The 13737-nt window shown below is 46.9% G+C and carries 11 protein-coding genes; 9 read left to right on the top strand and 2 right to left on the bottom strand.

Annotation, left to right across the window (positions count from 1 at the left end):
* Positions 1-709: 709 nt before the first annotated feature.
* Complete coding sequence (locus tag QUA42_RS10710) at positions 710-1156, top strand: transposase (protein ID WP_333137272.1); 447 nt, start codon at positions 710-712, stop codon at positions 1154-1156.
* Between the two features lie 137 nt (positions 1157-1293).
* Complete coding sequence (locus QUA42_RS10715; protein ID WP_333137273.1) at positions 1294-1518, top strand: catalase; 225 nt, start codon at positions 1294-1296, stop codon at positions 1516-1518.
* Here the strand turns inward: QUA42_RS10715 and QUA42_RS10720 are convergent.
* Positions 1487-4957, bottom strand: a complete 3471-nt coding sequence (locus tag QUA42_RS10720) for a HEAT repeat domain-containing protein (protein WP_333137274.1) — start codon at positions 4955-4957, stop codon at positions 1487-1489. The genes QUA42_RS10715 and QUA42_RS10720 overlap by 32 nt on opposite strands.
* A 428-nt stretch (positions 4958-5385) precedes the next feature.
* Between QUA42_RS10720 and QUA42_RS10725 the strand changes: the two genes are divergently transcribed.
* From QUA42_RS10725 to QUA42_RS10745, 5 genes are all read left to right on the top strand, one after another.
* Entirely contained in the window at positions 5386-6246 is an 861-nt protein-coding gene (locus QUA42_RS10725; RefSeq protein WP_333137275.1) for a Tab2/Atab2 family RNA-binding protein, read from the top strand.
* Positions 6247-6694: 448 nt separating this feature from the next.
* The gene (locus tag QUA42_RS10730) at positions 6695-7990 is read left to right on the top strand and encodes a TldD/PmbA family protein (RefSeq protein WP_333137276.1); all 1296 of its coding nucleotides are present in this window, start codon (positions 6695-6697) and stop codon (positions 7988-7990) included.
* 121 nt (positions 7991-8111) lie between these two features.
* On the top strand, positions 8112-9068 hold the full coding sequence (locus QUA42_RS10735; RefSeq protein WP_333137277.1) for a GDSL-type esterase/lipase family protein: 957 nt from the start codon (positions 8112-8114) through the stop codon (positions 9066-9068).
* Positions 9069-9374: 306 nt separating this feature from the next.
* The gene (locus tag QUA42_RS10740; protein ID WP_333137278.1) at positions 9375-9770 is read left to right on the top strand and encodes an HAD hydrolase-like protein; all 396 of its coding nucleotides are present in this window, start codon (positions 9375-9377) and stop codon (positions 9768-9770) included.
* 177 nt (positions 9771-9947) lie between these two features.
* On the top strand, positions 9948-12761 hold the full coding sequence (locus tag QUA42_RS10745) for a chloride channel protein (protein ID WP_333137279.1): 2814 nt from the start codon (positions 9948-9950) through the stop codon (positions 12759-12761).
* 72 nt (positions 12762-12833) lie between these two features.
* Here the strand turns inward: QUA42_RS10745 and QUA42_RS10750 are convergent, their stop codons facing one another.
* Positions 12834-13280 carry a hypothetical protein gene (locus QUA42_RS10750; RefSeq protein ID WP_333137280.1) on the bottom strand — a complete coding sequence of 149 codons (447 nt, stop codon included), beginning with the start codon at positions 13278-13280 and terminating at the stop codon, positions 12834-12836.
* 83 nt (positions 13281-13363) lie between these two features.
* On the opposite strand from QUA42_RS10750, the gene QUA42_RS10755 reads away from it, so the two are divergent.
* Both QUA42_RS10755 and QUA42_RS27705 read left to right on the top strand, forming a co-directional pair.
* On the top strand, positions 13364-13564 hold the full coding sequence (locus tag QUA42_RS10755) for a hypothetical protein (RefSeq protein ID WP_333137281.1): 201 nt from the start codon (positions 13364-13366) through the stop codon (positions 13562-13564).
* Between the two features lie 33 nt (positions 13565-13597).
* A complete protein-coding gene (locus QUA42_RS27705) occupies positions 13598-13699 on the top strand; it encodes a transposase (protein WP_445301304.1) in 102 nt (33 codons plus the stop codon).
* The last annotated feature ends 38 nt before the right edge of the window (positions 13700-13737 follow it).

A 13737-nucleotide genomic window follows, 5' to 3' on the forward strand; every position in this document is an offset into this window, starting at 1 on the left:
CGTTTAAAGCAAAGCGCAATATAAGAACCCTTAAAAAATCATAATTCACGAGTCATATTAAGGAAGAATAATTCAGAAATCATAATTATTGCTAAATTTTTCCTGGTTATACATATTTTATGCTAAATTCTGACTTTTGACACCCGAATTATTTATCGATCAAATCTGCAGCACAAGGGGTGAGCAGCAATAAATGCTATTGGTTGTGTCCTCAAATATGACTGATAGATAGAATTTGCTGGCGGTTTTCAAGTTTAGCAATTTTGCAGTGGTCATTTCGTATTTATTGATGATTGTTTAAGCTGTGGGTATCAATACAGCACTTTGCTTAACAATTAGGTACAATAGTAGAGGTGGTAAAAAAGATAAAAATGAAACCCTACTCGCTAGATATGCGTCAAAATAGCGTTGACACTTACGAGGCAAGTAACACCTCTATTCGGAAAGTAGCAGAAAGATTTCAAGGAGCGTAAAAGTACGGTACAAGCACTACTAAAGCGAAAAAAAGAGACAGGAAGATTACTTCCTAGTCAGGCAAAGGGTGGTAAACTGAGCCTACTGTTTGGTCACGAACAACAGATTGAAGAGAGCGTAGCCCAGTATCCAGATTACACACGCTTCAGAATACTGTGAGTATTGGCACGAAAAAACAGGAGTATGGTTGAGCGAGAGTGCCATGTGCCGATTCCTAAAAAAGTAGCAACTTACTTTGAAAAAAAAACACTCTCCTAGAAGTCAAGCCCATAAAGAAATTAATCAAAAGAAGCGAATAGAATATTGGGAAAAAATCCGAGATGTGGAACCAAAAAATCTGATACTTTTGGACGAAATGGGCGTATTGCTGGGGAGAATGAGGCAAGCGGCTAGAAGTAAAAAGGGAGAAATAAGCTACGATATCAAGCCATTTTATAGAGGAAGTAGGGTAACAGTGGTTGTGGCAATAAGCAATAAGAAATTCATCGTAATGAAGACAATAGAAAAATCGCTAAATGGAGAGGAGTTCAAGACATTTATGCCAGAAAAACTGGTTCCCCAATTAGGGCAAGGAGCGGTATTAGTCATGGATAATTTGAAGGCGCACAAGGTAGAGGGGGTAGAAGAAATGATCGAAGCAGTGGGAGCAAGAGTAGTGTATTTATCACGCCAACTCACATGAGTTTAACCCCATCGAACATTTATGGTGGGAATTAAAGGCATGGCTCAGGAGATTTGTACCTCGAAGTGTACAGATTGTGGAAAAACTATTGGAATTGGGAGTGAAATTATGTTCAAGTAAGCAAATCGAAAATTATTTTGCTCACTGCTGTTACTGTACCTCTTAGTCACGCAAAGTGCTGTAACAGCTTGCATCTGGCTCCAAGTAAAATCATTCCTGAAGAACTTGTTCCAGTTGTGGCGATCGGCAAAATGGTGCCCAATCGCAATCCCGACAACTGCTTTGCTGAAGCACAAGAGCGCAACTTTAACCCCAACAATGGTTCTGAGCTTAAAGAATCTGCCGACTGCGGATGCTTTTGATCGCTTTGCGAGCCGCATTACCTATGTTGCGCTCTCGATCTTTTAGTAAAGAAGTGAGCGGTGCGATCGCCCGTGCATCCCCAAACTTGTCCAAAGCTTCAACAGCTTTCCTCCGCACGTTTTTATTCTGAGCCTTGAGGGCCTCAAACAGGGGCAGTAAGGCAGGCTCGCCCAGCTTGACCAAAGACTTAATGGCAGCATCGCACACTTCGCAATCTGTATCCTGGAAGGTTTCGATTAGCGGCCGGGCGGCCCGTGCATCCCCAAGATTGCCCAAAGCCTTAGCAGCACTTGAGCCTATTTTCCACCCTTTATCTTTAAGCAGCGGAATGAGCGGCTCGACTGCACTAAGATCGCCCAGATTACCCAAAGCCTCCACCGCGCAGAAACGTACCAGGGGACTACTATCAGAAAGGGCATCCAGAAACGGTAAAAGCGATCGGCGATCGCCAAGCTTTGCCAAAGCTTTAGCCGCTGCCCCTCGCACTCCTTCATACTCATCTTTAAGTGTTTCAATCAGCGGTTCCACCGCCCGTAAATCACCCAACTCCTCTAGAGCCTGTGCTACTGCTTCACGGGTAGTGTGCGAGGGCTGTTTCAGAGCTTCGATTAGTGGCTCTACGGCTCGCACGTCCCCAATTTTTGCCAAAGCCCTAGCTGCCTGCCGAAGCTCGTGAAAAGGCCCCTCCTTAAGCAATTGGATCAGCGGTTCGACGGCACGGGTGTCGCCTAACTCACCCAAAGCATCAGTAACAGTATAGTATACCTGGATATTTGAATCCCCAAGAGCATTGATAAACGGTACAACTATCCGCTCATCGCCCATACGGCTTAAAGCCTTGGCAACCTCGGAACGCGCGTAGCTCTGTTGCTCATTTTTAAGAGCGTCGATTAGTGGTTCGATCGCCCGCTTGTCACCAATCCGATCTAAAGACATCGCAGCAAACCGACGCACAGACACGTCAGAGTCATTTAGCAGTGCCGATATCAGCGGTTCAACTGCCCGCGCGTCGCGCAGTTGACCCAAAATGCGGGCAGTTTCTTCACGCACTTTGCAATCACGATCTTTAAGCAAGTCGATTAGCAGTTCAACGTCTTGGTTGCTCTCAAACTTGCCCAAAGCATAGATAGCTTGCTCGCGTACCTGGCTATTTTCATCTTTGAGCATATCGGTGAGCGGTTTAATAGCCCGATCGTCCCGCAGCCGACTTAAAGCTCTGATGACAGCTTCGCGCACTTGCCAATTAGAATCTCCAAGCTGAAGCATCAGAGGTTCAACCGCTTTTTTGTTGTCAATCCAGCGCAAAGACTCGATCGCATTCAAACGCACTTTTTCATCTTCGTCATTGAGCGCTTCAATCAGCGCTGGAACTGCGTGTTTATCACCAATGTGGCCCAAAGCCTTAGTCGCACTTTGTCGCACAAAACTATCTTCGTCCTTAAGTGCATTAATCAATCGCAATTGCGACAGTTCGCCCAAGTTGCCCAGTGCTTGAGCAGCATCCTGGCGTAGAGGATGATTTGGCTGTCTGAGGATATTGAACAGTAACTCAACGGCACTGCTGCCCGTTAACTGGTTCAAAGCCTCGACAACAGCCAGACGGGGTTCCTCAACCTTCAGCCCCCCAAACAGTGGCACGTAGCCGCCATTTTCCCTTGCGTCGTTACCGCTCGCAAAGCCACACCTGAATTCATTTGAATAATTAAGTGATTTTATTAGTGGATCAATAGCTCGCTTATCGCCCATTTTGCCCAAAAGTGGGGCTATATTCAGGAGCAACTCTGCGCCCCAACCCATGTCTTTAAGCATCTGAATAAACAGTTCAACCACACGCGGGTCGCTAAAATTGCTCAAGGCTCCAACTGCTTCTGGGCGGACATTCCCCTGAGAGTCTTTAAGCGCCTCAATTAGCGGCTCAATGGCTCGCACATCACCTAATTGACCTAAAGCGTAGGTGGCTTTGGCTCGCACCCAGTTGTGCCGATCTCCGGCACGCACCGATTCGTCCTCATCTTTAAGCACTTGAATTAGCGGTTCAACCGCCCGCAAATCTCCGACAGCCGCCAAAATTGTGACGACTTCCTTGCGTATCCATACCGAAACTGAGGCATTCAGGAGGACTTCAATCAACGGTAATACCGCAAGCTCACCCAGTTTGACTAAAGCAGCAAGGGTATGTTCTGGCGCACGTCCATTGCCTTTCCAATCTTTTAATTTATTTATTAAGGGTTCAACCGCCGGCAAGCCACCCAACTCACCCAAGGCTAGGGTGGCAGCTTTTTGCATCTCCCACTCCGAGTCATTGAGCGCGTTAATCAGCAAGTCAACGGCTCTCAAGTCCCCCAACTGACCCAAAGCTTTGGCAGCACAACAGCGTACCGATATATACCGATCGCTCAGGGCGATGCTCAGGGGTTCAACTGCCCGCACATCAGCTAGCTCACCCAAAGCGTTAGCGGCATTACTACGCACGTTGCGATCGCCATCTTTTAGAGCATGGATGAGCGGCTCAACTGCCTGCTGATCACCTAGATAACCTAACGCAACAGTGACACTAGAGCGCATATAACGGTTCGTATCCTTAAGGGCATTAATCAGAGACTCTACTGCCCGTGTGTTGTCGGTGTGCGCAACATTACCCAAAGAAAAGGCAGCTAGTTGGCGCACCTCAGCATCTTTATCTTTGAGAGCTTCTATCAGCGGTTCACTCGCCCGCTTATCCCCAAGCTCACCCAAAGCTTGGGCAGCACTCCTACGAACATCAAAGTCAAAGTCCTTGAGTGCCTCTATCAGTGGCAGGGTGCCTCGTGCGTCACCTAATTTGCCCAACGTCTCTGCCGCATGAAACCGTACCCATTTATTCTCATCGGCGAGCGCGTTGAGCAACGGTGATAATCCAAGTTCACCAAGCTTAACTAAAGCCTCCGTAGCTGTCCGACGCAGCCCCCACTCATCATCCCTAAATAGATTGATTAGTGGGTCGATAGCTTGATCGTCACCCATCTCACCCAAAATCCGGGCAGCCGTACCCCGTACCGCAGTATGCTCATCTTTGAGAGCACGAATCAGGGGTTCAACCGCTTGCTTGTCACCAAGTTGACCTAAAGCTGCGGCGGCGCTCTGCCGCACTTCTCTCACTGAGTCGTTGAGGGCACGAATCAGGGGTTCAACCGCTTGCTTGTCACCAAGTTGACCTAAAGCTGCCGTGGCGCTCTGCCGCACTTCTCTCACTGAGTCGTTGAGGGCACGAATCAGGGGTTTAACCGCTTGCTTGTCACCAAGTTGACCCAAAACAATGGCACTATTATGGCGCACTTCCCAGTCTGGGTGTCTGAGGGTGTCAATCACAGATTCAATACCTAAAGCCCTCACAGCACTCTGGCACATTTCCACATCTAAGTTTTCGAGAGCATTAATCAGAAATTCAACCGATATCATAGGTTTTTCCTGTTTACGTCATCGACGATCGCCACTCTGGCACAAGAATTATCACAGCGGCCCAAAAATATTGATCTAGTAACTACTCCGGCTAAGATGCAGTATGAAGGGTAGCTTTATGTAAGGCTCCGAAATATTTTATACTTAATTTTTGGACAACAGTTATGCTCTGGGTATTTTAATTGTTGTGCATGATGAGATTTACTAAACTTAACTACTGCCAATATTTATCAAGCAGTTCTCTCAACTATATAGTAACCAACGAGTGCCAAGCATTGCCATAACAATTTTGAGCAGCCAGCGTTGGACAGACCCAGATTGAGGTTAAGGCGATCGCCCGCGATTGAAAATCAGCCTTATATTGTCAGAATCAGAAACTTGCCCGCTGTCCGGTAACATGAGAAAGGATTAATTTTTAACAGCGCGGCATGGCTACTATTTGGGAACTCGACTTTTACAGCCGTCCAATCATAGACGAGCGAGAGAAAAAAAAATGGGAAGTGTTGATCTGCGAAAGCCCGCTGAATGTAGGCGACAAAGCCGAATCTCTGTTTCGCTACTCGCAATTCTGCTCCAGTTCTACCGTGAATTCCCTGTGGCTGGCTGGTGCAATTAAAGATGCGATCGCCGCAGCACCGAAACGCCCCGAAAAAATCCGCTTTTTCCGTCGCCAAATGGCGAACATGATTACCAAAGCCTGCGATGACTTGGACATTCCCGCCGCCTGCAGCCGCCGCACCCTCGCCCTTAGCCTGTGGCTGGAAGAACGGATGCAAGACGTTTATCCCGCCGAACCGGGCTATCAACCGGTTGTTAACCCGAGCGTTCAATTTGTACCCGAAACGCCAGTTGCGCTGCCGGATGCTTTAATCGGCGAAAAATGGGCGTTTGTGAGTTTGCCGATCGCAGCTTTTGACGAAATGTCCGAGTGGGATATTGGATTTGGCGAAGCTTTCGGACTGCCGATGACACGCCTCGCCCCAGAAACGCAAATTCCGGGACTAATTATCTACTCGTCGAGAGCAACAGCCCTGGCAGGTTGGATGTCGGGCTTGGAGTTGGCTTTTCTGAAATTTGAGAGCGGCCCACCCGCTAGGCTGGTATTAGATACGGGAGCTAATGATCGCTGGATTTTAGCTAATCTCAGAGACGCAGCAACTGAGAGAGAAGCGAAAGGATTTGAAGCAGCTAAAAAGCAAGCAAAAAAAGTACATTTCTTAGCAATTCAGTCGAATCCCGAATCGGAATCTTTTGCAGGATTTTGGCTGCTGCACGAACTAACTATTTAGTCGATAGCTTGGCAATAACTGATATCTGGCAGCATTCTCTATCAGATTTAAGTAACCAGTTTTTTTTGACCCAAAATCTCTGCTTTGAGATTTGACCTGCTGCAAAAAATTCGATTTCTGACCACAGCCAAAAACGGATACCGTGCCACGTACTCCTGTCGTGGAGATATCAAAATTTTAGATTCTAGTTCAAGTTCCCAGATTCATCTGTGGAGTAAATCTAACACCTAAAATCTAAAAGCTAAAATCGAGTGACGCGATTGGCAAGATGGAAACAATCACAAATGCGTACAATCTTGCGATCGCCCATTCCAGCAGTTTCCCAAAAGAATCTAAATGTAGACCCGTGTTCCCAACCCATATCCAGTAAGTTATTGCCAATTCTTTAATCGACAATCGAAAATCGAAAATGGTATTACCGATCGCCCATTACCAACCACCGAGAACAATGACCAATCACCAATCAGCAGAACAACTGTTAGAACTAGCCACCAAAGCAGGTGCAGAAGCTGCTGAGGTATTGGAATCGCAATCGCTCTCACGGCCGGTCTTTTTTGAAGCAAACCGCCTCAAACAGCTAGAAACCGCCCAAGCAGAAGGCATTGCACTCCGGCTGTGGCGGGATGGGCGGCCGGGTTTGGCGGTGGCCTACGGGCCTGTGGAACTACAAATTTTGGTGGACAGGGCGATCGCGCTTTCGCAGCTTAACGAACCGGAAACCATCGAACTCGGCACCGGTGAAAAAGTTGTTTATCCCGATCGCGGAGTGTCGGTGCCGGCAGAACAGCTAGTAAACTGGGGAAAAGAGGCGATCGCGATCGTCCGCGAAGCCTATCCCGAAAGCCTCTGCACCGCCGAACTCGACTGCGAAATTGAGAGCACCCGCTTGGTGAACACCAGAGGCTTGGATTCGAGTCACACCGACACCACCCTCAGCGGTTACTTGTCAGCAGAATTAGTGCGGGGAGAAGATTTCCTCAACATTTGGGAAGGCGAAACCGAACGCGGCACCCTCGACTTAAACACCAGCGCCAGGCGAGTTTTGCAACGTTTGGAATGGGCGAAAGACAATGTAGCCCCCGCCACGGGCCGCGTGCCGGTGCTGTTTACAGCCAAAGCAGCCGATTTGCTGTGGGGGACTGTCTGTGCGGCGTTGAACGGCAAACAGGTACTCGAAGGCGCTTCGCCTTGGAACGATCGATTAGGCCAACAAGTCACATCGCCGCTTGTCACCCTCTCGCAGCAGCCGGATATCGGGCCCTATAGCTGTCCGTTTGACGACGAAGGTACTCCAACTCGGGCGATCATCTTTATCAACAGCGGAGTGTTGCAGCTATTTTATACCGATCGCACCACCGGTCGAACCCTGGGCAGCGGAACCACCGGCAACGGATTTCGCCCGGGTTTGGGCAGCTATCCCACGCCTAGTTTGTTCAATGTTTTGATTAAACCAGGCTCGCTTTCGCTAATGGATTTAATCGCTAAATTAGACGATGGAATTGTAGTGGATCAAATGCTTGGCGGCAGTGCCGGAATTTCCGGCGATTTTTCGATTAACGTCGATCTCGGCTACCGAGTCAAAAAAGGTGAAATAGTCGGCCGAATCAAAGACACAATGGTAGCTGGCAACGTCTACAGCGTCCTCAAACAATTGGTAGAAGTGGGAGGAGACTCCGAGTGGAACGGTTCTTGCCACACACCATCTGTAATTGTAGAAGGATTGTCCGTCATCGGCAAGAATTAAAGTTAGTTGGCAGTTGGCAGTTGGCAGTTGTTAGTTGTCAGTTGTCATCAATTATTAGTCAACAGTCAACAGTCAACAATTCCCAATTCCCAATTCCCAATTACCAATTCCCACACATAATATGCGTATTTGTTTTATCGGCGATTCTTTTGTAAATGGTACTTGCGATCCAAAATGTCTCGGTTGGACAGGACGGATTTGCGCGGCCGCTTGCGGACAAGGACACGATATTACCTACTACAATTTAGGAATAAGGGGAGAAACCAGTGCCGATATAGAAACTCGCTGGTTCAACGAAGTTTCTTGCCGCTTACCTCACTACGGCGACGGCAGAATAGTATTTTCCTTTGGCGTCAACGACACTTATCTAGAAAACGAAAAAATTCGCATTGAAGTTGAGAAATCAATTGAAAATGCGCGATATATTCTCAAGTCTGCCAAAGAAAGACTCCCACTTTTAATGGTAGGGCCACCGCCAGTTATTGATGCCGAGCGTACAAGCCGGATTGCCAACTTATCGGAGCACTTTGCTCAAGTTTGCAGCGAGTTAAACGTGCCTTATCTAGATGTTTGCACCCTGCTGCAAAAATCGGAAATTTGGCAAAAAGAACTGAGCGAAAACGATGGCTCCCATCCGGGCGCCGCCGGTTACGCTGAATTGGCGAAAATAGTTCACAATTGGGACGGTTGGAAAGCGTGGTTTAAAAATATCAATATATCAGATCAAGAGACAGTAACGCTGTTCCGAGCCGTCGGTAAAAAAGAAATGGAACTGATTAAAGAAAGCGATTTTCTGGCATTTCCGCCACGCTTATCATTTCAGCCTACTTTTTATCCCGTACTTCACAAAGCCTATGCCATACAAATCGCGCGAGATTGGAATACAAGAGATGCAGCATCGGGATATTTCGGCTATGTCACCCGCTTTCGGGTGGCGGCAGAATTCTTAAAAAAATATCCAGTTCAAAATGTGGGCAGTTCGATTCACCAAGAATATTGGATTCCCGCAGAAGAATTGGCTCAATTTAATCAAAACATTGTGGGAAAAATTGAAATTTTTGCGGAATATCAACCCTAAACTAGGAGCGAACCATGCTAGAATTCAATCAATTTTAAATAGTGAGTTTTGACGGCTACGGCACTTTGATAGTTTGGGAAAAGGAGATATTACCCCCCTTGAAAAACTTGCTGTCCAATAGGGAAATTGATTTCAGCGATGACGGAATTTTAGAGCTTTTTACTGGCTTTGAATCCGAACTATAAAACCCGAATAATAATTATATAAGATAGCAGGAGATAATGCAAAAAATAGTCAAAAAAAATGGTCAAAAATTTATTTAATTTTTAACCCACAGAAACAGCCGCAGACACAGAAATAAACTCGGTGGTTGATTCCATCAAAAATTGGCAACCATTTTCCGATACAGTTGCAGCCTGGGAAGCAATAAAGCATAAATACAAACTAGCAGTAATTTCCACTATTGACGATGGTTTGTTTGCTGCTACAGCCAAATATTTAAAAGTCGAATTCGACTGGTTGATTACTGCGGAACAAGTGCGATCGTACAAACCGTCAACTCGCAACTTTGAAATAGCCCTAGAAACAATGGGGATTCCTTGCGAAAAGCTGCTGCACCTTGATCAGAGTGTATATCACGACATTCTACCCGCCGCATCCATGGGAATCTCAACGGTTTGGGTAAAGCGCAGACACGACAAAACAGGATTTGGGGCGACACTGCCGGCCACCGGCCAGCCAGACTTGGAAGTGGCGGATTAAAAAAAACATTAGTAGAGGTGATCAGGTAAATAATCGCAGAGTAACGCAGATTAGTAAAGTTCATCTACGTTACTCTGCGTGAACCTCCGGTTAAAAATTAGTTATATTTTGCTAAGTCGAAGGATTTTTCGCTAAAGTGCGATCGAGCAGACAATTCTCAGGTCATCTACGCTATTTATGCCGTACATAACTATCCCTAAACACTTTAGGGAACCTTCCAGGGTCATCAAATCTCAACTTTTTTTACGGCCGAAACGCCTAGCCATTTTTGAAGCTTGTCTGATCGGCTTGGTGGCAGGACTGGCTGGTGTTTTGCTAAAGTCGGGAGTCGGATGGCTCGGCAGTTGGCGAGTTGCTACCTCGACATTAATCCCAGCTTGGATATTACTGCCCAGCGTCGGTTTATGCGGCGGGTTGCTGACAGGTTTCTTGGTTGAGCGTTTTGCTCCGGAAACTGCAGGCAGTGGCATTCCTCACGTCAAAGCTGCTCTCGGCGGAGTGAATCTTTCCTTAGATTTGCGAGTAGCTGTAGCCAAACTTCTGACGACTATTTTAGCAGTTGGTTCCGGTTTAACTTTAGGCAGGCAAGGCCCAACTGTGCAAATAGGAGCATCTTTGGCTGGCTGGATCGGTCACTTGATGCCCACTTCCCCAGACTACCGCCGACAATTGATTGCTTGCGGTGCTGCTGCGGGATTGGCTGCTGGTTTCAATACTCCCATTGCAGGAGTTTTGTTTGTAGTTGAAGAACTGCTGCACGATGTTTCGGGATTGACTTTAGGGACTGCAATTATCGCTTCATTTATCGGTGCAGTTGTCTCGCAGCTTTTGGGCGGCGATAGTTTAAATTTGAACCTTCGCGAGTACCGAAGCAGTTTTGAAGCTCAGGAAATTCCCTTCTACATACTGCTAGGAATTTTAGCAGGATTGCTGGGAGCTTTGTTCACGAAAGGGATTATTGCTAGCTTGCAATTTAACAGGCGATCTCTCAAATTAGCTTTGCCCGCGCGAGTGGGTCTAGCTGGCATAATCTGCGGTTTAGTAATAGCTTCTCTCCCAGAAACTTTCCGCAACAATACGGGTTTGCGGGAGTTTCTGCTGACCGGGGAAGCAAGTGGCATAACGAGTTTAATTGCTTTTATAGCTCACTTTTTTCTAACAATTATTTCCGCTGCTTCTGGCGCTCCGGGAGGGTTATTCTCCCCTTCCCTAGTTATGGGTTCTGCACTCGGTCACATGGTGGGCATTGTGCAGGCAGATTTCCTGGGCGTTGGTTCGCCCGTAACTTACGCTTTGGCGGGAATGGGAGCGTTTTTTTGCGCGGTTACTAGAGCTCCGATTACTTCGGTAGTAATTGTGTTTGAAATTACGGCGGATTTCAAATTAGTGCTGCCTTTGATGATCTGTTCTGTAGTTGCTTATTTAATGGCAGAAAAGGTAGAGAGCGGCTCGCTGTATACTCGCCTTTTGGAGTTTAACGGCATTCAACTGACAAAGGCAAAAGCTGCGAGCAATACTTTGAGCGACTTGCACGCAGATGACGTGATGCAGCGTCGAGTTGAAACTCTCTCGAGTCTGCTGACTCTCGATGAAGTGATGCAAGCTTTTTCGCGATCGCATCACCGAGGATTTCCAGTCGTTGAAAATGGCAAATTAGTCGGAATTGTCAGTCAAACCGATTTGGCAAATGCCAGCGAGCGCAATTTACCCGGCAACTCGCTGCTTAAAGAATTTATGACTGTACAGCCGATCGCAGTCAAAGCAAGCGATACTTTAAGCGAGGTATTGTACAGGCTCAACAACTACAATATTAGCCGCTTGCCAGTCGTAGAAGGCCGCCGTTTGGTGGGAATTATTACCCGCAGCGACATTATCCGAATTGAATCCGATCGCCTCAGCGGAGAAACAACCCAGGGCCCGCATCCAGAACCTTCTTGTATAGTCTATCAAACCAGGGCTCCGCAAGTCGGAAACGGCCGGTTATTAGTGCCGCTTTCCAACCCCCAAACAGCACCCGCTTTGCTGCGGCTGGCGGCGGCGATTGCGCGCGATCGCAATTACGAATTAGAATGCCTGCAAATCATCTTAGTACCGCGCAACAGTTCCCCTTCTGAAACCGCAGTGCGGACAACCAAAAGCCGCCGTCTGCTGCAACAAGCCGAGCGAATTGTTCGCAATTGGAACTTGCCGGTACACACCCAAATACGGGTAGCTCATGACGTGCCTAACGCGATTTTGGAGACAATTAAGGAGGGCCATATCGATTTAATTTTGATGGGATGGCAAGGCGAATTTTCCACAAAAGGACGCATTTTTGGCGATGTGGTCGATACAGTAATTCGGCAAGCAGGCTGCGAGGTAATTTTGGTGAAATGGAGCGAAAAACTATTAGCCACACGTAAGAAAAATAAGTTTTCCGTCGCTTTTAGCGGGCGGAAATATACGTCTATAGAATGGGAATTCAATACCGAAGGAGTTGATGGTGCAGATAATCCCACATTGGCGATCGCCTCAGATTCATCAGCCACTCCTGAGACTGAACTTTCCCCGCGGAATTCAGACATTCCAGGGCCAGAATTGGGCCTGCACACGCTGATGGGTTTGCAGCGCTGGTTGGTGCCTATTCGGGGCAGTTACCAGCAAGCTGCGGCTTTGCGGCTGCTACCTGCTTTGGTGGCTGCGAGTGCTGTACCGGAGATTAAATTGTGTCAGGTTCATCAGCCTTCTGTTGCAGAACCCGATAGGGGGGAATTAAAGCAAGCAGCGGAGTTTATCAAGCGCCGGGTTAGCTGTTCGATAATAGCGACTTCGGTTTGCGCTAAATCGGTTTCTGATGCTTTAATTGATTTGGCTCAGAACGATCAGTGCGATGCGATCGTCCTGGGAGCGAGCCGCGAAGGGCTGCTGAAGCAGGTGATTCAGGGGAACATCCCGGAAGCTGTGGCGCGCGGTTGCGATTGTACAGTCATTTTAGTGCGATCGGCTTCTTAGCAAATTCATACCATTGTAGTTTTGTTTCCAGGCAGATCCCATTGGTGACAACTTAGGAATTTGTCACCAATGTCAAGTGGGATAGGCAGACAGATTTAACTGCTGCCTTATTCTGGATTTATGCTCATATTTGACAATCATCAAATCATGATTTTCCCTGGTATTAAAATAGGCTATAGGATCGGATGCCGTGGCACGAGAATAGGCATGGTTAAATTGATAAAGTCCGCCCCCTAGCATTTCTAAAGATATCTGCTCAGTACAGAGTTCTAATTCGTCAGCAACAGCATCAGCCACATCCAGTAACACGGCATAAAACAGCAAAGTTGCCCAAATTTGAAGTTTGATGCCGTTACTAGAACCAGTCCACAAATAAGACAGTCCCAACAAGCGTTTAACTAAACAAAAAGCCGTCTGAATTTGCCATCGCCGACTGTAAATATCGGCTACAACATAAGGCGGTAGTTGTTCCGCGTCAGTCACAGAGGTAATACAGCATATTCCAGGTTTATCAAGCACACTCCAGAAACCGGATTTCTTTACATTTCTCGCATCATTACTGAGTCTGTTCAAAAAATCCGGTTTTTACGTACTAAATCTATATGCAATATGCTGTAAGTATGAGAAAAACATTCGTAAGTTTGGTCACTGTTGTTAGTGACATTGAAGGTAGTAATTTGATTGAAATGATTGACTCTCACCGTCAAGAAGATATAGTAAAAATCCTTAGACAACAGCCGTTTGATGTTCGAGAGCAAGTTGAGGCAGTGAGTGTTGAGAGTGGGGAAGATTTCCACAAGTGATAGAACAAGTATTCCCTGTCTTGCCAAGTTGTTATTGACCGTTTTCACGTGATGAAAGCAGTTAATGAAGACTTGGATAAGTTGCGTAGAGCAATATACAGCAGATTGCAGGTTAATAGAGTACAGTTAAGATAAGTATATCAATAGCAATAATGAAACCATTACCGATCGAG

It is taken from the genome of Microcoleus sp. Pol11C2, assembly GCF_036701505.1.
GTDB lineage: Bacteria > Cyanobacteriota > Cyanobacteriia > Cyanobacteriales > Microcoleaceae > Microcoleus.

Bases quoted from the DNA above. Each gene is read 5' to 3' on its own strand.
- QUA42_RS10730 (WP_333137276.1), top strand. From the start codon at position 6,695: ATGACCAATCACCAATCAGCAGAACAACTGTTAGAACTAGCCACCAAA.
- QUA42_RS10720 (WP_333137274.1), bottom strand. From the start codon at position 4,957: ATGATATCGGTTGAATTTCTGATTAATGCTCTCGAAAACTTAGATGTG.
- QUA42_RS10755 (WP_333137281.1), top strand. From the start codon at position 13,364: ATGCAATATGCTGTAAGTATGAGAAAAACATTCGTAAGTTTGGTCACT.
- QUA42_RS10725 (WP_333137275.1), top strand. From the start codon at position 5,386: ATGGCTACTATTTGGGAACTCGACTTTTACAGCCGTCCAATCATAGAC.
- QUA42_RS10745 (WP_333137279.1), top strand. From the start codon at position 9,948: ATGCCGTACATAACTATCCCTAAACACTTTAGGGAACCTTCCAGGGTC.
- QUA42_RS10735 (WP_333137277.1), top strand. From the start codon at position 8,112: ATGCGTATTTGTTTTATCGGCGATTCTTTTGTAAATGGTACTTGCGAT.